Here is a 17,426-nt window from a genome sequence, read left to right on the forward strand (position 1 = left end):
GTTCATGACCCAGGCGGCGAAGCCAGCCGCCGAGAGGGTCAGCGTGGCAACTGCGACGCGGAGCCCTTTCATCAGCCCTCCTCCCCGAGCTCGCCTAGGTCGGTGTCGGAGCGCATGCCGCGGCGCAGCCGCGCCACGCGCAGCTCGTGCTCGACCGCCTGGCGCCGGTTGGCCTCGCCGGTGGCGGTCGCTTTGCCGCCCACTGCGGCCAGGGTGTCGATGGTTTCGTTTCGCATGCCCCCGATGATTTCCGCGCACGGCGGCGCAGTCGAACCCTAGAGGGGGCCAGGGTCAGACCCGCAGATAGCGCCTCCTCCATGTGGCCGATTGCGTCTTTACCAAATTAGCGGCACGATCCTCGCCGATCGGCCGAACATCACCGGAGGAAAATCGCAATGGACTCCTTGGAAGCAGCAAACGCCCGCATCCTCGAACTGGAATCTGAGTTGCGTCGGATTCAGAGAACCGAACTCGAGGCCAACGCACGGCTCCGGCGCGAAGGGCTGACTAACGGCTCACTCGGCGTAAAGGCGTCGTTTTATTTGGTCTGCTTCATCTTCGTCGTCAGCGTTGGCTATGAGGTCTACATGAAGAAGCCTCTCGAAGCCGCCCCAGACCTCATCGCACTTGGGATTGTGCTTTGCGTCGCCCTCGTTGCTTACTTCGGGTTCATCTTCAAATACACACTAGCGGCGGAAGTTTCGAAGGAAAAATTTCTTTTGCAAACGCACGACGGTAAGAATTCATAGGCGCCTGCCCGGTCATTTCGATCATTTTTGGTTGCCGAATAGTTGGAAGAAAAGATGACTTGGCTCACGCTCGATACGGCGGCAAAAATAGTCATTCCACTGCTCACGTTTGGGCTGGGTCTTGTAGTTGCATTCGTCACTCGTCGTCTCGAACGAGAGCGGTCGGAGCGAACGGAGCATCTCAAAGGGTCTCTCAAGCTCGCCAATGACTGGTACAACCATCTTTGCCAACTCAGCGTTGATGCCAGGCTCAAGCCCGATGATCTAGAGACTCAACACGGAGTTGCTCTTTATCTGCAAAACAGGCTGTTTCTCCCTGAGTTGCTCTTGCACGTTGAGTACTTGCGAAGCAGAGGCAAGTATCAACCGCACGTGAACGCTCTCGAAGAATTCCTCAAACTAGTTACTACGTCCAGCTCTATAGCTCCAGACGTGCGAATCAGCCAGAGAGAGCAAATGATGAGCTGCATTCCTATTTCTCCAACGTCACCAACAAGCGACTCGAAGTCTCACATAGCCCAGCTTAACGAGCTACTTCACAAACTGGATGGCAGTCTCCAAACACTCACCAAGCTGACAGGAAAAGCACTTGCTGCGTGAGCTAGCTTCATGCTCAAGGGCTTGTTGCTAGTCGCGTGCTTTCGTCCCGCATCTGCGCGCGCATGGCGCGCGGCGCCGTGTCTGCGATGCGCTGATCCTTCGACTTCGTCATTTCGCGCACACGGCGCATGACCTCAGGGATGCGGATCAGCATCGGCTGGTCGGGGTTCTTCGCGTTCCAGTCTGCGATCGCCTCGCGAGCCGCCCGCACCTTCGAATCATCCTTCTCGAAGATGCCAGCCGCCCATTGCGCGCGGTGGAAGCTGGAAGCCCAGTTGCGCTACCGCATCGCCGACGGCGGCAAGCTGACTATCTGGTACGAGCTGATCCGCCCGCACAAGGTCATCGAGGCCGCGGTCGACGACCTGCGCACCACGATCGCCGAGAAAACCGAGCTGCCCATCCTGGTAGGCGCGCCGAGCTGATCGGCCCATGCGCCCTTCGGGGCGCTCACCTCCGCTCGCGCCGTGGCGGCGCCAGCCCTTCATCAGTGAATAGCGCTGGAGTGCGTATGTGCCCAAACTCCGGGACTGAGATCCCGGCCACCAACTTAGAGAGATTCCGCCCGCTTCAGCGCTGCGGCGTATTTCTCCAACAGCAAACGCAGGCCTTGAATGTTGGGGCCCAACGGAAAAAGGACACGCGACCAGTCACCCTCGCCGTCCAAGATGTGGTCTCGCAGCTTCACAGCAGAGTCGCGATTGGTCCGAATAGCGTTCTGGAGATCAATGAGGAGTCGAACGGTCTCTGCATCCGGGAGCTCGTGGAGCGGGATGCTTTGGGCTGCCTGCTCAGCAGTAAGGAACAGCGCGCGCGCATCCAGTCTCTCCATGTAGTCCACGGTGGCGAGATGGTTTTCGCGGTCCACCATGGCGTTGAACGACTCCAGTTCGCCCAGGTGAGCACGAGTCAGCGCACCGATGGCCTCGACCATCACCATGGCCCGCTGACGCGACGTGTCCCGCTGGAGGTTTCGGTTGGCGATGAGTTGCCACCAAGCAATGGCACCAGAGGCCAAGATCGCAGCCACCGACCCAACGGCTTGCACCCATGCAGGTGCATCACTTTGCGACGCCCACGCACCGATCTTGTCCCACCCCGGGTAGATCGCAAGGGCCAGGCCGCCGAAGAGCATTACCAGAGCGAAGGCGCCAACAACAGCCCCTGGTGTTCCAAGTTCTTTCCGCATCTACTCCCTCCATCGTTGGGAGCCGCGAGTATGAACGAGCAAGCGGTCAGCTTCGTCGGCGCCGCGGCGCGCGTCGGGCAGAAGGTCGATTCCCGATGAACTACGAGCTGCACGCTAAGCTCACGGACTACCAACTCGGCAGGATCACCTGGTCCGAACTGGGCGATTGGCTCGATGCGCGAATCGCATTCGTGCCACGCTGCCCGCCCGACGTGACGGTCTTCAACCCTCACGACCCGGCCATCCAGCTCCTCCCCGAGGGCACGCGCATTGCCGTCTACCGACAGGTGCCCGAAGCCGTCGAGCGTGGCGAAGACCCCGAACTGCGCCTGCCGCCGCGCGTGCCGAACGGCGAGCTACCCACAACCGTTGCGCAGCGCTACCTGAATCGCAACCATGAGCGGCCGCCCGTGGCCTGGGTGCACTGGAACGACCCCGAGCGCTGCATCAGCGTCGCCGTCAAGAGCATGGGCCAGCGCGCCGGCGGCATGTCGGCCGTCTGGGTCGGCGCGTACACCCTTCCCATGGTGAGGAGCGAATGACGTCAGTCCTCCTCGATGTCGAACTGCCCCTGCAGGGTCCGAATGATCTGCGCAATGTCGGCACGGTGCGTGCCGCGGTCGGTGACCACGCGCACCGTCCAATTCGGACCGCCCTCCTCGGCCGGCACGCCGATCACCCCTCCGCGGTGCACATCGGTCTGCTGGCCGCGAAGGCCTGGCAGGGCTTCAATTCGCTGAATCAGCATCTGCTGCAGTTGCTTTGCGGTGCGGGTCGGCTTTCCCATCGAATCAGTATGACACCATGAACACGCAAGCATCCCCGCCCCCCCGAATTCGTCACGCGGCTGCTCACGGCCGAGCAGGTCGCTGCGCTCTTGCAATGCAGCACCCAGACCGTGGAAGTCGCTGCGCGAGAACGCCGGCTTCCAGCGATCCAGTACGGCAGAGCCTGGCTCTTTCCCGAAGACGCGCTGGCCGAAGCGCTGTTCCTCGAGGCCCTCGCGAACCTGAAGCCCGGCCAGCCAAAGCCGAGCCCAGTACCATCCCCGGCTCCGCAACAACCCGAGCCCGCCTACAGCTTTACCGCGCCGCCGAGCAGGCGGAAGGCCGCGAACAACCGCCGCACCAGGCCCCGCCCCTATTTGCCGCCCCTACCCGGGTAGCGAGAAGGGGTCGCAAAGCCCTAAGTCGTTGTCACTGTTGTTTTTTTGCTGCCTTCTAAGCAGGTGTCGGGGGTTCGATCCCCTCCGGGCAGGCCAATCTCAAGCCTGCTTTCTTCTTGCAGGATTCCTTCCCCGTCTCTGTCTGATACAGAAACTCGCCCTTGTTGTGGAGCGAAGGGGGCAAGCGCCCTCGCGCGGCGAGCTGAAAGTGCTCAAGATTTCCACGCCATCGCGTCGTACCTGCGACGGCGGCGCACTTGATCAAGACCTGCCCCCAAGATCATTTTCTCGGTCCGGCGTCCGATACCGCCGCACCTGCACCGGCGCCCTCCGCGGTGCCGTACGCAATCATTCCCAAATTGCCGTTGTTGTCCCAGAACTGCAAGATCTCGTCACCCTTGTTTGCGTTGAAACTTCCCGAAAGCCAGCCCAAGCTTCCCTTCATGGCCGTGGAGCCCTGATACAGATCGTCATTGGTCGAAAGCTTTTTCAAAGAGTTGTTCTCGCCACCTCCGAAGATTACGGCGGCAAGCCGTCCATCCTTGTCCCGAAGTTGAACGATCTCATCGCGGCCGTCGCCGTCGAGATCGGCCACCTGCCAAGTGATGGCCTTCGCCTTGACCTCGAGGCTACCTCTCCATGAGCGCGTGAGGCCATCGTTGTGATCCGTCACATACACCGTAGCCCAGGCATTTCCGTCACTGGCCTCCCAGATCTGGATCACCTCGTCTCGCCCATCACCGTTGATATCGGCCACGCACCAGGCGACAGCGCCGAACTTCTCGCCGATGTCGTCTTGGTGGCTGAGCCTCGTGAAGAGTTGACCGTAGCCGGCACCGTAGACGACGGAGCCAAGCTGGTCCTTCTTCTCCTTGGTCTTGTTGCGCCACAGCTGGATGACCTGTTGCTTGCCATCCCCGCGCAGGTCGGCGACCAACCAAGCCAGCGCGTCCGGTCCCTCGTCGAAATTGCGAGTGTCCAGTGACTTGATCCAGTCGTCGCCTTTGGCACCCCACACGACCGTCGATATCTTCCCGTCGTGATCCCAGAACTGCACGACCAAATCCGTGCCGTCTCCGCGCAAATCTGCGACCGAAAAGTTTACGAAACTCGAACGCCCCGTATTGGCGGTTTGCTGCAAGACGGTCAAGTCCTGCCCACCGTCCGAGCCGTAGACGATGATGCCAAGATGGTTGTCCGGCGCCTTGTACAGCTGCAGCGCTTGCTCCTTGCCATCCTTACGCAAACCTGCAACGAGCCAGGCAATCGCACCATAGCCCTCTTCTTTTGCGTTGGGCGCCATCCTGCCGGTCCGCTTGAATCCCGACTCTCCGTCGGGGCTGAGGATCCAGGCCTGGACCTTGTCACCACTGCGCCAGAGATCCAGAACCACATCTACCCCCGTGCCGGTAAGGTCGAGTGCGAGCCGCGACAAAGCGCTGCTTGCGATCCCCAGATCGTCATTTGCCCAAACGGCCAGCAGCCCGCTGTAAGCGATCCGGCCCCACGCCGGGCGGATCCAGTCACGCGCCCCGGGGCCCCTGGGACCCTCTCCCTTTGTCAAATCCCCCAAGAGTCCCGAAACGATCTTCGCCGTCGAAAGGAGCGTCCATTGATCCCAGGACAAATTTTCGCCGTTCCAGTGGGTTCCCGCGACGAGGGCGTTTCTCTGCGTCTGGCCGAGATAGCCGGCGTATTTAGCCCAGAGCTGATCGTTGACAGGTTCACCGTCCCAATCGAGCCCGATCTGAATGAATGGCGATTGATCGCTGGTGGGATTCCACTCAAATGCACCGGGTAGTTCCGGAGAAGCGAGAACGCTCGTCACCAGAAAGATTTCGGCATTTTCGTCGTTGACGAAGGGACATTTCGCCTGATATCCCGTCACCTGCTTCTGGATGTTGACCGGAGAATGGCCAAGGAGCGCCGGGTAAACGAGGATCCGTCCATTGCGCATGGGGATCTGCCCGAGAGGGAACCATCCCTCGTGGCCGTGGCGTTCATAGCAGACCTGCAAGATGCGATACCCACCGCCCTGCGCCGGCACGAGCCGGACGGCGACTCGTTCCATGTCACCCTGGTGTGCGCCGTAGTTCCACGTCACGCAATCGAACGGCTTCACGGGGAAGGTCTGCATCCAGAAAGTCTGACCCCCTTGCCGCGCATAGAGAAACAAGTAGTTGATCTCAATGCCGTCATCGAACTCTCGCACTGCGTAGTAAAGCGGCGTTCCGCGTGGATTGCTTTTCAGAGTCCCTGCGTATTGGCTTTCATCGATGATGACTTGGTTTTTGTCTTGTGGGTTGTTGTACAAGTCCCGTTGCGTAGGATTGCTAATGATGGGTCCATCTCCACCCACCTGCAGTTTGGAATTTTTACCGCCGAGAAGGTAATCTATGCTGCACGGAAAAAATTTCTCGTACTGGCTGAAAATAAGGATTGGGGCGAATTGCTTGACGACATCAATTGAAACTGTCATTTGGGCTCTCCAATTTTATTTACGATTTCAACCAAGATTGATCAACTACTTCTTGACATTGCTCGAGCGATGCGACTGCTTTCCGTGGCTTTCACCATGCCGCCGTTGAGTTGCATTTCAAATGCCAAGCCTGATGGACATTGTGAGAGGTCCTTCGAATGAGTTGACCCCGACGGGGAACAGCAGTGTCGAGTGCGACTATCCGATTTGCACCTTACTTTTTCTTGCAATGGGCCAGCGTGCCAATGCACGTGCAATCCCTTTAAGTAAATTGTTTAGCTACGGATTTCGGTGTGCATAGACTGCAAGAAGTCTGCAATTGCGTATGAGCATGACGGCTGCATCCATCGAGTGAGAGCTCAATGCCAACGTACGATGGCCCATGCCTATCCTTCGTAGAACACGACACATCGCCGCCCTGCTCTGTGCCACCGCCCTCGCGATGGCCTGCAGCACCCCCGCCGATCACAAGCCTGAGCCACCTGCGCCCACAACGAAACCCCAAACCACCACCCTCTCCCCCGCCCAAGCCCTGACCCCTCAAGCCCAAGGCAAACGCATCCACTGGAGCGGCGGCATCAACGCCATCGAAGCACAGGAAGGCGCTCGCCAGTGCTTCACGCTGCTGCACGCCACCTTCGATGCGCAAGGCGTGCTGCAGTGGCCCCGCGACGAGCAGCAGTTCATCGCTTGCGGCGCGGGGGACTACGACCGGGACCTCGTGGCCCTGTACACGCTGGTGAGCTTCGACGGCCGCGTGGCCGGGCAGCGAATGTTCCTGGGCAAGCCGGTGCCTGTGATCGAGATCGAGGCCTTGTACAGGCACTCCGACTGCGTGCAGGGCGACGAAAAGATTCCCGCGTGCTACTCGGGCTTGCTGCAGCCTCGAAAGCCCTGACGGCGCGCCGAATCCGAAACGGGCTTGCGCGCGTATCAGTGGCGCGTCATGGCAACGAGCATTCCCGCTCCGCGCGGACATCGAAGACGCGGGAGACCCATGAAAGCTTCGATCCGCCTCGCGCGCCAACCCTGGATGTTCGGCGCCCTGCTCGGCAGCGCCGCAGCCTGTGCCCAACCCGTCCATCTGCCCCTGATCGAAGTCAGCGGCCCGCGCGATGCAGCCATCGGCACGGCCGACAGCGCCAGCGAAGGCGCGGTGGAGAAAGCCTCGTTCCAGGCCCGCCCCAAGCTGCGCCCCGGCGACATCGTCGAGGCCGTGCCCGGCGTGGTCGCCACCCAGCACTCGGGCGACGGCAAGGCCAACCAGTACTTCCTGCGCGGCTTCAATCTCGACCATGGCACCGACTTCGCGGTCACGGTCGACGGCATGCCCGTCAACATGCCCTCGCACGGCCATGGCCAGGGCTTCGCGGACCTCAACTTCCTGATCCCCGACCTGGTCTCGGGCGTGCGTTACCGCAAGGGGCCCTACTTCGCCGATGGCGGCGACTTCGCGCTCGCGGGCACGGCATCGCTCGACTACGTGAGTGCGCTCGATGCGCCCTTTGCCGAAGTCACGCTGGGCGCTAACAACTTCCGCCGCCTGCTCGCGGCCGGCTCGCGCACCGTGCAGGACCAGACCTGGCTCGGTGCCATCGAGCTCGAGGGCAACAACGGGCCCTGGGACACGCCCGAGCGCCTACGCAAGGCCAATGCCGTGCTGCGCTATTCGCAGGGCTCGCCGGTGCGCGGCCTCAGCATCACCGCCATGGCCTACCAGAGCCGCTGGAACTCCACCGACCAGATCCCCGAGCGGCTGGTCGACAGCGGCGAGCTCTCGCGCTTCGGCTCGCTCAACACCACCGATGGGGGCAAGACGCGGCGCCTCAGCCTGTCGGGCAAGTGGTTCGACAACAGCCCCGAGGGGCAGACGCAACTCAGCGGCTATGTCATCGACTACCGCTTCGATCTGTTCTCGGACTTCACCTACTTCCTCAACAACCCCGAGCAGGGCGACCAGTTCGAGCAGACCGACCGCCGCCGGGTCTTCGGGCTGCAGGGCACGCACAGCCGCCCGAACTCGATCGGGGGACTGGACGGCGTCCTGAGCTTCGGAGGCAGTTGGCGCGGTGACCGCATCGGCGAGGTGGGCCTGTACAACACGGTGGCGCGCGAGAGGATTTCGACGGTGCGCAACGACAAGGTGCAGCAGGACCTGTTCTCCATGCACGCCCAACAACTCGTGAACTTCAGCGAGCGCTGGCGCGGCTACGTGGGCCTGCGCGGCGACCTGCTGCGCTACGACGTACAAGGGCGCGAGCCGCTCTATGGCCCGATCAACAGCGGACGCGGCCACGATTCGCTCGTGAGCCCGAAGGCCGGCCTGGCCTTCACCGTGACGCCGGCCCACGAGCTCTACCTCAACGTCGGCACGGGCTTCCACAGCAACGACGTGCGCGGCGCGACGATCAACGTCGATCCGACGAGCGGCCTGCCCGCGGACCGCGTGCCCGCGCTCGTGAAGGGGCGCGGCGCCGAGATCGGCTGGCGCTTCCAGCCCAGCGAGGACTTCAGCCTCACCACGGCGCTGTGGCAGCTGCGGCTCGACTCGGAGCTGGTCTATGTCGGCGACGCCGGCACCACCGAGCCCGGCCGCGCCAGCAGCCGTCGCGGGATCGAGGCCACGCTGCGCTGGAAGCTCGGTTCGCGCTGGCGCTTCGAGGCCGATGCGGCGATCTCGCGCGCGCGTTTCCGGGGCCTGGCGCCCGAGGGCGAAGGCAACTACATCGACAACGCGGTGGAGCGCGTGTTCGCCGCGGGCGTCATCTATACCGAAGGACCTCTGACGGCCTCGCTTCGCCTGCGCTACATGGGCCCGCGCGCACTCGACACCTTGAACACGGTGCGTTCGCGCGCCACCACGCTGCTGAACTTCGGCGCACGATACGCAGTGAACAAGCAGCTCACCTTGGGCCTCGACGTGTTCAACCTCGCGGGCCGCAAGGGCAACGACATCGAATACTTCTATGCCTCGTGCAGCGCGGGCGAAGTAGCGCGCGGTGCCTGCGGCGATGGCATCGACGGACGCCACATCCATCCGATGGAGCCGCGCAGCGCGCGGGTCAGCGCACGCTGGACTTTCTGAACGAAAGAAAGCGCGCGCGTTGCCTCGAGATTGAATCTGCATCGTGGCCCGGCCCGTAGTTGCAGCAGTCGATGCGCAATTCGCGCCGGCATCCTCACCAGGAGTACTCGCATGAAGAACAGATTCAATCGCATGGCCACGGTCGCCTTGGCCGTCACGCTGAGCTTGGGCTCGTTCGCCGCGCTCGCGCAGGTCACCGTCGGCGGTGCGCCGATGTATGCCACCAAGGACATCATCGACAACGCGGTGAATTCGAAGGACCACACCACGCTCGTCGCCGCCGTCAAGGCAGCGGGTCTGGTCGAGACCTTGAAGGGTCCGGGCCCGTTCACCGTGTTCGCGCCGACGAACGCAGCCTTCGCCGCCCTGCCCGCCGGCACCGTCGATACGCTGCTGAAGCCCGAGAACAAGACGATGCTGACGGGCATCCTGACCTACCACGTCGTGCCCGGGAAGATCGATGCGGCCGCGCTGACCAAGATGATCATGGACGGCAAGGGCTCGGCAACGCTCAAGACCGTGGCCGGCGGCAACCTCACGGCCAAGTCCAGCGGCGGCAAGGTCATGATCACCGACGAGAAGGGTGGCTCCGCGACCGTGACCATCGCCGACGTGTACCAGTCGAACGGCGTGATCCATGTCGTCGACAAGGTGCTGCTGCCCAAGTAATCCATCGCGCACCCGCCCGCGCAAGCTGCGCGGACGGTTCGAAACGCTCCGGAGCCCCGACATCGATCGGGGCTTTTTTCTTTCACGCGGTGCGGCCGCGCCGCGGCCTCCGGCTCAAGCGAACGGCAAGATCTTCACGTCGAACACGCGCTCGCAGAACCAGATGGCCGCCACCGCCACGGCCACGACGGAGCCGCCGCGCAGCACCACCGGCGCATAGCCGCGCCAGCCGCGCAACGACAGCAGCACGACCAGTGCCACGGCCACCACCATGAGCTGGCCCGCTTCCACGCCGAGGTTGAACTGCAGCAGCGCGAGCACGAAGCCGCGCAGCGGCAGGTCGAGTTCGCCGAGCGCGCCCGCGAAGCCGAAGCCGTGGATCAGGCCGAACAGGAAGCTGAAGAGCTTGCGCCTGCCGCGCAGCAACGGCCGCAGGTTGTCGACGGCCGCGAGGATGATCGTGATCGCGATGCCCGGCTCGACGATGCGCGGCGAGAGGCTCACGATCTTCAGCCCGGCCAGCGCCAGCGTGATCGAGTGCGCGATGGTGAACATGGTGACGATGCCGAGCATCGGCCAGATCGCGTCGCGCCAATGCCTCACCGGTGTCCAGCCGCCATCGGCGCGCCGCAGCAGCACCGCGGGCAGCAGCAGGCACAGCAGGAACAGGATGTGGTCGTAGCCGATCAGGATGTGATGGATGCCGTCGCGGAAGAAGCCGGGGCTTTCGCTCTCGGCGTTCGCTGCGGGCGTGGAAGATCCCGCCACCGCGCTCGGCCATGGCAGCGTCACGCTGCCGGCCGCGGGATCGAGCGAGTGGACTGCCGGCGAAGCACCACCGTCCGAAGCGAGCCGCAGCAAACCGCGATGCGTCGGATCGATCTCGCGAAACAGCCGGTAGTCGATCTCGAGCGTGGACCCCGTATCACATCGCGCGTGCAGTTGCAGCACGAGATAGGCGCCATCGACGCGGTCCTCGACCGCCGGCGGCCGGATCTCGGCCAGCGCGCAGCGACCCTGCTGCAACTGGAGCCGCGCGAGTGCATAGGCGCGGATGTCGTCGAGCCGCGAGCGCACCTCGCCCCAGCGCAGGCGGCGGTCGCCATCGCGGTCGAGTTCGAGCGTCGCATCCAGATCGCGCAGCGCGATGTCCCAGCGCAGGTCCAGGCCCTCGGCATCGCGCTGGATCTGCAGGTAGGCATCGCTGGCCTTGTGGGCGTGCGCGGCGCCCGGTGCGAGCGCCAGGAGCAGCGCCAGCGCGAACACCAGGACGGCGGCGAGCCCGATGCGGCGACGTTCAGGGAATGGCATCGACACGTGCGTCCTTCAGTCCGATCTCGCGCATCAGCGCCTTCGCTTCATCGCGCGCGGCCGCATCGCCGGCGGCCGAAGCCGCGCGCGCGAACACCAGCAGGTCGATCGGTTCGCGCTGCAGGCGCACATTGAGGCGGGCCAGCTCGACGGCGCGCTTGGCATCGCCTTGCACATCGAGCGCGAACATCGCCTCTTCGCGCGCATGCTGCGCGGTGGTACCGGGCCGCAGCGCGGCGGCCTCGAAACGCTCGCGCAGTTCCTCTGCCTCGGGAACCACGGCGCGCGATGCCTGCGGCTTGCCCGCCGGCGTGTGCGCGATGGCCAGGCGCAGCAGCACAGCGTCGCTGCGCGCTTCCTTCGCGAGCAACGAAGGGATCTCGCGGGACCGACCCGCACGCTGCAGGAAGTCGCTGTACGCCAGCAACAGATAGCCCGAACGCTCGGCCGCGAGCGCCTTGCGGTACGCGGCATCCGCCTCGGCGGGCCGGCCGGCGAGCTCCTCGATCTCGGCAATCGAGGTCCACAGCCACTGCCGCGTTCCGGCCTGTGGCGCACCGGCCAGCACGGGATCGGCCAGCAGGCCTCGCAGCGCATCGCGCGCGGCGGCATGGTTGCCGCGCAGGCCCGCGTTCTCCGCCAGACAGGCCACGCCATAGAGCGCCGGTCCCACACGGCCCAGCGCACGGCAGGCGGCATCGGATTCGTCGTAGCGCCCGCGCACGCGCAGCACGGTCGCGAGCGTGATCCAGCCCTGGGGATCGGCGGGCCGGCGCGCCAGCGCCGCCTTCAACAGGGTTTCGGCGCCATCGAAATCGTGCAGGAACTGGGCCACGGTGGCGCGCATCACCAGCACCGCGGGCGGGGTCTGGGCGATGGGCGTGGCGTCCCAGGCCTGCAGCGCGGCCGCGGCCTGGCCGGCATAGCGCGCATCGCCCTGCGAGCGCGCGAGGTCGAGGTAGGTGGTTGCGGCCTCGATCGCGGTGGCCTCGTCGCCGGGCCGCTGCGCGAGTTCGCGGCGCAGCTTGCGCTGCGCATCGAGCCAGCCGGCGATCACGGGCAGTTTCTCGACCACCTCGTCGTCGCTGGCCGGCACCCGTGGCGCTGCGAGCGCCGCCCCGGCCGTACCCAGCAACAACAACAGCGCCGCCGCGCGGGCCAGCCGGTTCGCGGCCCGCCGCGCGGCACGCTGCGCCTGCTTCATTGCGTGGCGACGGGGTCCTTGGTCTCCGACGTCGGCGCCGGATCGAAGGCGGCCACGTTGGCCGGCTCCGCCGTGTCGAGCACCGAGGCGACCAGCGACTGCACGTAGGCAATGAAGCTGTCGTAGGCGTCGGCTTGCGGCGGCGGGTTCTCCGGCGGGTTGCCGCTCACCGGCGGGAACGGATAGAACACGGCGCCACCGCCGCCGCCCCCGCCGCAGCCGGCGAGGAAGGCGGTCACCAGCAGCAGGCCGGCGATGCGAGAGATGTTGCGGTTCATGCCGGCATCCTCCTCAGCGCGCGGCCGAGGCCGAGGTCGAACCCGGCAGCGGCGTGTTGAGGTACGGGAAGGCATCGGGGAACTGCGTGGGGCTCTGCGCGGCACCATCGGTCAGCGCGGCGCTGCCCGCGGGCGCGTCGGCCGGCTTGCAGCCGACCTTGAGCGTGTCGCTGGCACCAGTGGCCACGCACAGCACGCCCATGGCCACGCGCAGCTCGGCATCGACCACGTCGTCGCCCGGGCGGCGTCCGTTCGGGAAGCCCGCGTTGTCGCCGCCGAGCACGCCGAGGTTGCTCTGGTTCGCCTTCACCGTCGGCGCGATGGACGTGTTCAGCCGCAGCATTTCCGACGCCTTGACGTTGGCCGGCTTGTTCACGCCCTCCACGCCCGTGAGGAAGGCCGCGACCAGGTCGGTGCGCGGGAAGTTGGTGGGCGCGGGCGCCGAGAACAGCGTCTGCACCAGCGCCGGCAAGGTCGGGTTGGTCACGTAGTCGGCGAACTGCGCGTCGTCCTGCGGCTTGGAGCTGTTGAAGCGGTCCTTGTCCTTCAGTCCGATCACCACCTCGTTGACCAGCGGCATGCCCAGTCGCGAGACCTGGGCCCAGGCACCGCCGTTGATCGCGGTGGTGCCATGGCCGCTCTTGGGCGGGCTGGCGATCAGGCGGCCCTGGCGCACGCTGGCCGTGGTCCAGCCGCCCACGATCGGATGGCCGGCGGTGGTGATGCACGAGATCGGCACCTCGAGCGCCATCGTCGTCACGTTCTTGTCGGCCAGCGCGTCGGGGTTGGCCGAGCTCGAGCCCAGCGGATTGAGGTTGATCAGGTCGAACACCTGGCCCAGGGCCACGGTGAACGGATCCTTGCGCTGGCCGACGAACACGCGGCCCTGCGTGGCGCAGCCCGGAATGTTGACCGTGTAGAGATGCTGGTTCGCATAGGTGGCATAGCCGGTCGGGCCGCCGAAGGTCTTGTCGCCGATGTTGTCGGTGGGCTTGTCGAACTCGGTGCCGCCGCCCGCCTTGGACACGGCCTCGACCTTGCCCTTGCGGCGATCGCCGCGCACGATGTTCAGCGTGTAGGTCTCGCGCAGGTTGCTGGTGGCCTGGTTCGGCCCGCTGATGCCGCCGGCCTGCACCAGCGGGATCGACACCTGCTTGCCCGCGATCGGCAGCTGGATGTCGCGCAGCGTGTTCTTGAACCTGAACTGGAAGGTGATGTCCTCGACCGCGTTGCCGTCGGTGTCGAGGTGGATCTCGTACAGGCCGTTCGGGTCCATGGTGAAGTAGTTGGGACCGCCGTACGGGCTCTGATCGGGCTGGTAGTTGGCGATCAGCGTCACGAAGTCCTGGCGGCCGGCTTCGTAGCTGCGGAACATGTAGAAGTCGGTGGCATCGAGCTTGGGCATGCCCGCGATCGACGGCGCCTCTCGGTGGCTGGATGCGATGGCACCCACGGCGGTCACGGCACTGAGCACGAAGACACAGGCCCTTGCGGGGGGTAGGGAGAATCTCATCGGCGTCACCTCGGTGTAAATGGTGGATGTGCGGGCACGACTCGTCCGACGAAAACGTCGGCTCTGGATGAGTACGAACCGAAGGTTCAACCGGATGTGCTTTTTTTACCGAGGGTTTTCACCGCGCAGCGCAGCCGTGGAAGTGCTAAGCGCGCGTTCCCGCGAGGGCGCGCGCGGTCCTTCCTTCCGTCACCGAAACGTCACGAACTCAGCGGCTCGTGAACACAAGCACCGAGCGCCCCGTCGCCAGATAGTCGCCACGCGCCGCGTCATCGCCCACGCCCAGTGCCGGGTCGGCGCTGTCGAGCACCAGCGTCCACGCGCCGGCGGGCGCGGCCGGCAAGGTGAAGGGCACGGCCTCGTGCCAGGCGTTGAACACCAGCAGCACGCTCGCGTCGTGCGCCGCCACCGGAATCGCCGACACCGGCGCGCGGCCGTCGAGCAGCAGCGCGAAGGAGCGTGTCTGCGGGTCGTCCCAGTGCGAAGGCTGCATCTCCTCGCCGGCCGGCGTGAACCAGGTCGAGTCCTTGGCGCCGATGTCCTCGAACCAGGCGCCGGCCAGGAAGCGGTTGCGTCGCAGCACCGGGAATTCCTTTCGCAGCGCGAGCAGGCGGGCCGAGAAGTCGCTCAATGCGCGCCCCGCTTCGCCGCCGGCCGCGGCCCAATCCACCCACGAGATTTCGTTGTCCTGGCAGTAGGCATTGTTGTTGCCCTGCTGGGTGCGGCCGAACTCGTCGCCGGCCAGCAGCATCGGCGTGCCCTGCGACAGCAGCAGCGTGGCCAGCAGGTTGCGCTGCTGGCGCGCGCGCAGCGCGAGCACGGCCTCGTCGTCGGTGGGACCTTCGACGCCGCAGTTCCACGAGCGGTTGTCCGAGTGGCCGTCGCGGTTGTCCTCGCCGTTGGCCTCGTTGTGCTTGTCGTTGTAGCTCACGGTATCGGCCAGCGTGAAGCCGTCGTGCGCGCTGATGAAGTTGACGCTGGCCCAGGGCCGGCGCCCGCGGTGGTTGAAGCGTTCGCCGCTCGCGGTGAGGCATTGCGCGAGCTTGCCCGCGGTGCCCTCCTCGCCCTTCCACCAGGCGCGCACGGTGTCGCGGAACTGGTCGTTCCATTCGGCCCAGCCGGGCGGAAAGCCGCCGACCTGGTAGCCGCCGGGGCCGATGTCCCAGGGCTCGGCGATCAGCTTCACGCTCGAGAGCACCGGGTCCTGCCGGCAGCTCTTGAGGAAGCCGCCGCCCTCGTCGAAGCCATGCGGCTCGCGCGCGAGGATGGTCGCGAGGTCGAAGCGGAAACCGTCCACGCGCATCTCGGTCACCCAGTAGCGCAGGCTGTCGGTCACCATCTGCAGCACGCGCGGATGGCTGAGGTTCACCGTGTTGCCGGTGCCGGTGTCGTTGATGTAGTAGCGCGGCGTGTCGGGCAGCAGCCGGTAGTAGCTCGCGTTGTCGATGCCCTTGAACGAGATCGTCGGGCCGAGCTCGTTGCCCTCGGGCGTGTGGTTGTAGACCACGTCGAGGATCACCTCGAGGCCGTGCGCATGGAAGCGGTCGACCATGTGCTTGAACTCGTCGATCTGCGGCCCGTCCATGTAGCGCGGATCGAGCGCGAAGAAGCCGATGGTGTCGTAGCCCCAGAAGTTGGTCAGGCCCTTCTCGAGCAGCGAGGACTGGTTCAGGAACATCTGCACCGGCAGCAGTTCCACGCTGGTCACGCCGAGCGCGCGGATCGGCGCCAGCACCTCGTCGCGCGCCATGCCCGCGAAGGTGCCGCGGAACTGCTCGGGCACCTGCGGATGCTGCATGGTGAAGCCGCGCACGTGGGTCTCGTAGAACACGGTCTCGGGCCAGGGCACGCGCAGTGCATCGGTCTGCGTCCACTCGAAGCGCGAATCGACCACCACGCACTTGGGCACCAGCGGCGCGCTGTCGCGCTCGTCGAAGCTCAGGTCGCCGTCGGCATGGCCCACGGTGTAGCCGAACAGCTCGGGGCCCCACTTCAGCGTACCCATGTAGGCCTTGGCATAGGGGTCGAGCAGCAGCTTGTGGTGGTTGAAGCGATGGCCCTTCTCGGGCTCGTAGGGACCGTGCACGCGCAGGCCGTAGCGCGCGCCGGGCTGAAGGCCGGGCACGAAGCCATGCCAGATCTCGTCGGTGTACTCGGGCAGGGTGACGCAGCCCACCTGCGTGGTGCCGGCCTCGTCGAAGATGCAGACGTCGACCCGCGTGGCATGCGCCGAGAACACGGCGAAGTTGACGCCGTCGCCGTTGAAGCTGGCGCCCAGCGGGTGCGCGGTGCCTTCGAGCACCGTCAGGGGGGTCGGAACGTGAGGGGTGTCGGCCATGGCGTGTGGGTGATCGGGCTGAGGGGTTGCGGGAAGGGACGGCAAAGTCTCCGTGCCCCCCGTACCCGCGTGCGGCAGCACTTGGCGCAGCCGCGCGTAGGCGGCGCGCCCGTCATCCGGCCACGCCGGCCGGCGGCTCATAATGCGGCCCGTCGCCGGACCCGGAACCCCGGGGTCCCTGCCCGAGTCCACCACGGCTCCTTTGCAACCGCACTCCTCTCCCATGACCGACAAAGAACGCCTCGACTACCTCCAGGGACAAGTGGCCGCGCTCAAGAGCTTCTGCCTGGCCCTGATGTCCTCGCACCCCAATCCCAGGCTGCTGTTCGACCGGATGGAACGATTCGGCAACCAGCAGGCGGGCATCCTGCTGGGCCAGCCCACGTCGGATGCGCTGCTGCAGGGCGCCGATGCCATGCGCGACCAGCTCCTGGCCTATGCCAGGGAGCTGCAGGCGGCGATCGACAAGAAGTCGGAAGCCGACAAGGCCTGAGGCCTTCGTTCGGCCGCCGGGCCCTGGCTCGGGCCTGCGCCTACTGCGAATTCGCGGGGGTCGAGGTCTCGAACTCGATGCCGCCGACGAACTTCTGCAGGAAGTTGTAGATCAGGCAACCGATGGCCACCGCGCAGTAGGCGAAGACCAGGTACATGAGCGGCGCGAGCAGCAGGAGCAGCAGCGACGGTCCGCTCTTGCCGGCCGGCTGCACCAGCGCGAACAGCAGCGCGAAGGGCACGAGGAACACCAGCGAGGTGACCGCCATCATGACGCCGAACACCTTGCCGTTCTGATGCGGTGAGAGTCGCGAGATCTGTTGTTTCATGGGGCGGCGCCTCCTCGCGCCTGGG

The 17,426-nt window shown here is 65.3% G+C and carries 20 protein-coding genes; 9 read left to right on the plus strand and 11 right to left on the minus strand.

The window, feature by feature from the left end; genetic code table 11:
* Window positions 1–71 precede the first annotated feature (71 nt).
* Window positions 72–236 (minus strand): hypothetical protein, encoded by a 165-nt coding sequence (locus tag AC07PU_RS05850; RefSeq protein ID WP_495316026.1) that lies wholly within the window; start codon window positions 234–236, stop codon window positions 72–74.
* A 159-nt stretch (window positions 237–395) separates the two neighbouring features.
* Between AC07PU_RS05850 and AC07PU_RS05855 the strand changes: the two genes are divergently transcribed.
* Both AC07PU_RS05855 and AC07PU_RS05860 read left to right on the plus strand, forming a co-directional pair.
* Window positions 396–749, plus strand: coding sequence for a hypothetical protein (locus AC07PU_RS05855; RefSeq protein WP_495316029.1), 354 nt, complete (start codon window positions 396–398; stop codon window positions 747–749).
* Window positions 750–803: 54 nt separating this feature from the next.
* Window positions 804–1,349 carry a hypothetical protein gene (locus AC07PU_RS05860; RefSeq protein WP_495316031.1) on the plus strand — a complete coding sequence of 182 codons (546 nt, stop codon included), beginning with the start codon at window positions 804–806 and terminating at the stop codon, window positions 1,347–1,349.
* Window positions 1,350–1,362: 13 nt separating this feature from the next.
* On the opposite strand, the gene AC07PU_RS05865 is transcribed toward AC07PU_RS05860, so the two are convergent.
* A complete protein-coding gene (locus AC07PU_RS05865; RefSeq protein WP_495316033.1) occupies window positions 1,363–1,503 on the minus strand; it encodes a hypothetical protein in 141 nt (46 codons plus the stop codon).
* Between AC07PU_RS05865 and AC07PU_RS05870 the strand changes: the two genes are divergently transcribed.
* Window positions 1,490–1,774 carry a DUF2303 family protein gene (locus AC07PU_RS05870; protein ID WP_495316035.1) on the plus strand — a complete coding sequence of 95 codons (285 nt, stop codon included), beginning with the start codon at window positions 1,490–1,492 and terminating at the stop codon, window positions 1,772–1,774. The two genes, AC07PU_RS05865 and AC07PU_RS05870, sit on opposite strands and share 14 nt — an antisense overlap.
* A 125-nt stretch (window positions 1,775–1,899) precedes the next feature.
* On the opposite strand, the gene AC07PU_RS05875 is transcribed toward AC07PU_RS05870, so the two are convergent.
* Window positions 1,900–2,538, minus strand: a complete 639-nt coding sequence (locus AC07PU_RS05875) for a hypothetical protein (protein WP_495316037.1) — start codon at window positions 2,536–2,538, stop codon at window positions 1,900–1,902.
* A gap of 95 nt (window positions 2,539–2,633) precedes the next feature.
* Here AC07PU_RS05875 and AC07PU_RS05880 point away from each other — a divergent pair, with 95 nt between their 5' ends.
* On the plus strand, window positions 2,634–3,080 hold the full coding sequence (locus AC07PU_RS05880) for a hypothetical protein (RefSeq protein ID WP_495316039.1): 447 nt from the start codon (window positions 2,634–2,636) through the stop codon (window positions 3,078–3,080).
* 2 nt (window positions 3,081–3,082) lie between these two features.
* On the opposite strand, the gene AC07PU_RS05885 is transcribed toward AC07PU_RS05880, so the two are convergent.
* Complete coding sequence (locus AC07PU_RS05885; protein WP_495316041.1) at window positions 3,083–3,325, minus strand: hypothetical protein; 243 nt, start codon at window positions 3,323–3,325, stop codon at window positions 3,083–3,085.
* A 111-nt stretch (window positions 3,326–3,436) separates the two neighbouring features.
* Between AC07PU_RS05885 and AC07PU_RS05890 the strand changes: the two genes are divergently transcribed.
* Window positions 3,437–3,703 (plus strand): hypothetical protein, encoded by a 267-nt coding sequence (locus AC07PU_RS05890; protein WP_495317238.1) that lies wholly within the window; start codon window positions 3,437–3,439, stop codon window positions 3,701–3,703.
* A gap of 280 nt (window positions 3,704–3,983) precedes the next feature.
* Here AC07PU_RS05890 and AC07PU_RS05895 read toward each other — a convergent pair whose 3' ends face one another.
* Window positions 3,984–6,182 (minus strand): FG-GAP repeat domain-containing protein, encoded by a 2,199-nt coding sequence (locus AC07PU_RS05895; RefSeq protein ID WP_495316043.1) that lies wholly within the window; start codon window positions 6,180–6,182, stop codon window positions 3,984–3,986.
* 442 nt (window positions 6,183–6,624) lie between these two features.
* Between AC07PU_RS05895 and AC07PU_RS05900 the strand changes: the two genes are divergently transcribed.
* From AC07PU_RS05900 to AC07PU_RS05910, 3 genes are all read left to right on the plus strand, one after another.
* Complete coding sequence (locus AC07PU_RS05900; protein ID WP_495316045.1) at window positions 6,625–7,080, plus strand: hypothetical protein; 456 nt, start codon at window positions 6,625–6,627, stop codon at window positions 7,078–7,080.
* A gap of 99 nt (window positions 7,081–7,179) precedes the next feature.
* Window positions 7,180–9,267, plus strand: a complete 2,088-nt coding sequence (locus AC07PU_RS05905; RefSeq protein ID WP_495316047.1) for a TonB-dependent receptor — start codon at window positions 7,180–7,182, stop codon at window positions 9,265–9,267.
* A gap of 111 nt (window positions 9,268–9,378) precedes the next feature.
* Window positions 9,379–9,936: a fasciclin domain-containing protein gene (locus tag AC07PU_RS05910; RefSeq protein WP_495316049.1), complete on the plus strand. Its 558-nt coding sequence runs from the start codon at window positions 9,379–9,381 to the stop codon at window positions 9,934–9,936.
* A gap of 114 nt (window positions 9,937–10,050) precedes the next feature.
* Here the strand turns inward: AC07PU_RS05910 and AC07PU_RS05915 are convergent, their stop codons facing one another.
* The 5 genes from AC07PU_RS05915 to glgX form a co-directional block, all read right to left on the minus strand.
* Window positions 10,051–11,247 carry a HupE/UreJ family protein gene (locus AC07PU_RS05915; protein ID WP_495316051.1) on the minus strand — a complete coding sequence of 399 codons (1,197 nt, stop codon included), beginning with the start codon at window positions 11,245–11,247 and terminating at the stop codon, window positions 10,051–10,053.
* On the minus strand, window positions 11,234–12,451 hold the full coding sequence (locus tag AC07PU_RS05920) for a tetratricopeptide repeat protein (protein ID WP_495316053.1): 1,218 nt from the start codon (window positions 12,449–12,451) through the stop codon (window positions 11,234–11,236). Before AC07PU_RS05920 ends, AC07PU_RS05915 begins: the two co-directional genes overlap by 14 nt.
* The gene (locus AC07PU_RS05925; protein ID WP_495316055.1) at window positions 12,448–12,729 is read right to left on the minus strand and encodes a hypothetical protein; all 282 of its coding nucleotides are present in this window, start codon (window positions 12,727–12,729) and stop codon (window positions 12,448–12,450) included. Before AC07PU_RS05925 ends, AC07PU_RS05920 begins: the two co-directional genes overlap by 4 nt.
* A 13-nt stretch (window positions 12,730–12,742) precedes the next feature.
* A complete protein-coding gene (locus AC07PU_RS05930; protein ID WP_093342513.1) occupies window positions 12,743–14,242 on the minus strand; it encodes a DUF4331 domain-containing protein in 1,500 nt (499 codons plus the stop codon).
* Between the two features lie 208 nt (window positions 14,243–14,450).
* Window positions 14,451–16,580 (minus strand): glycogen debranching protein GlgX, encoded by a 2,130-nt coding sequence (glgX, locus tag AC07PU_RS05935; RefSeq protein ID WP_495316057.1) that lies wholly within the window; start codon window positions 16,578–16,580, stop codon window positions 14,451–14,453.
* Between the two features lie 223 nt (window positions 16,581–16,803).
* Here glgX and AC07PU_RS05940 point away from each other — a divergent pair, with 223 nt between their 5' ends.
* On the plus strand, window positions 16,804–17,073 hold the full coding sequence (locus AC07PU_RS05940) for a hypothetical protein (protein ID WP_057594242.1): 270 nt from the start codon (window positions 16,804–16,806) through the stop codon (window positions 17,071–17,073).
* Between the two features lie 40 nt (window positions 17,074–17,113).
* Here AC07PU_RS05940 and AC07PU_RS05945 read toward each other — a convergent pair whose 3' ends face one another.
* Window positions 17,114–17,401 (minus strand): hypothetical protein, encoded by a 288-nt coding sequence (locus AC07PU_RS05945; RefSeq protein ID WP_093342516.1) that lies wholly within the window; start codon window positions 17,399–17,401, stop codon window positions 17,114–17,116.
* Window positions 17,402–17,426 lie beyond the last annotated feature (25 nt).

The organism is Variovorax sp. GW821-FHT10D07 (assembly GCF_059415325.1).

What these genes read in the sequence shown, in the direction of transcription:
- AC07PU_RS05850 (WP_495316026.1), bottom strand. Translation starts at nt 236, where the DNA reads ATGCGAAACGAAACCATCGACACCCTGGCCGCAGTGGGCGGCAAAGCG.
- AC07PU_RS05855 (WP_495316029.1), top strand. Translation starts at nt 396, where the DNA reads ATGGACTCCTTGGAAGCAGCAAACGCCCGCATCCTCGAACTGGAATCT.
- AC07PU_RS05860 (WP_495316031.1), top strand. Translation starts at nt 804, where the DNA reads ATGACTTGGCTCACGCTCGATACGGCGGCAAAAATAGTCATTCCACTG.
- AC07PU_RS05870 (WP_495316035.1), top strand. Translation starts at nt 1,490, where the DNA reads ATGCGGATCAGCATCGGCTGGTCGGGGTTCTTCGCGTTCCAGTCTGCG.
- AC07PU_RS05865 (WP_495316033.1), bottom strand. Translation starts at nt 1,503, where the DNA reads ATGCTGATCCGCATCCCTGAGGTCATGCGCCGTGTGCGCGAAATGACG.
- AC07PU_RS05875 (WP_495316037.1), bottom strand. Translation starts at nt 2,538, where the DNA reads ATGCGGAAAGAACTTGGAACACCAGGGGCTGTTGTTGGCGCCTTCGCT.
- AC07PU_RS05880 (WP_495316039.1), top strand. Translation starts at nt 2,634, where the DNA reads ATGAACTACGAGCTGCACGCTAAGCTCACGGACTACCAACTCGGCAGG.
- AC07PU_RS05885 (WP_495316041.1), bottom strand. Translation starts at nt 3,325, where the DNA reads ATGGGAAAGCCGACCCGCACCGCAAAGCAACTGCAGCAGATGCTGATT.
- AC07PU_RS05895 (WP_495316043.1), bottom strand. Translation starts at nt 6,182, where the DNA reads ATGACAGTTTCAATTGATGTCGTCAAGCAATTCGCCCCAATCCTTATT.
- AC07PU_RS05900 (WP_495316045.1), top strand. Translation starts at nt 6,625, where the DNA reads ATGGCCTGCAGCACCCCCGCCGATCACAAGCCTGAGCCACCTGCGCCC.
- AC07PU_RS05905 (WP_495316047.1), top strand. Translation starts at nt 7,180, where the DNA reads ATGAAAGCTTCGATCCGCCTCGCGCGCCAACCCTGGATGTTCGGCGCC.
- AC07PU_RS05910 (WP_495316049.1), top strand. Translation starts at nt 9,379, where the DNA reads ATGAAGAACAGATTCAATCGCATGGCCACGGTCGCCTTGGCCGTCACG.
- AC07PU_RS05915 (WP_495316051.1), bottom strand. Translation starts at nt 11,247, where the DNA reads ATGCCATTCCCTGAACGTCGCCGCATCGGGCTCGCCGCCGTCCTGGTG.
- AC07PU_RS05920 (WP_495316053.1), bottom strand. Translation starts at nt 12,451, where the DNA reads ATGAAGCAGGCGCAGCGTGCCGCGCGGCGGGCCGCGAACCGGCTGGCC.
- AC07PU_RS05925 (WP_495316055.1), bottom strand. Translation starts at nt 12,729, where the DNA reads ATGAACCGCAACATCTCTCGCATCGCCGGCCTGCTGCTGGTGACCGCC.
- AC07PU_RS05930 (WP_093342513.1), bottom strand. Translation starts at nt 14,242, where the DNA reads ATGAGATTCTCCCTACCCCCCGCAAGGGCCTGTGTCTTCGTGCTCAGT.
- glgX (WP_495316057.1), bottom strand. Translation starts at nt 16,580, where the DNA reads ATGGCCGACACCCCTCACGTTCCGACCCCCCTGACGGTGCTCGAAGGC.
- AC07PU_RS05940 (WP_057594242.1), top strand. Translation starts at nt 16,804, where the DNA reads ATGACCGACAAAGAACGCCTCGACTACCTCCAGGGACAAGTGGCCGCG.
- AC07PU_RS05945 (WP_093342516.1), bottom strand. Translation starts at nt 17,401, where the DNA reads ATGAAACAACAGATCTCGCGACTCTCACCGCATCAGAACGGCAAGGTG.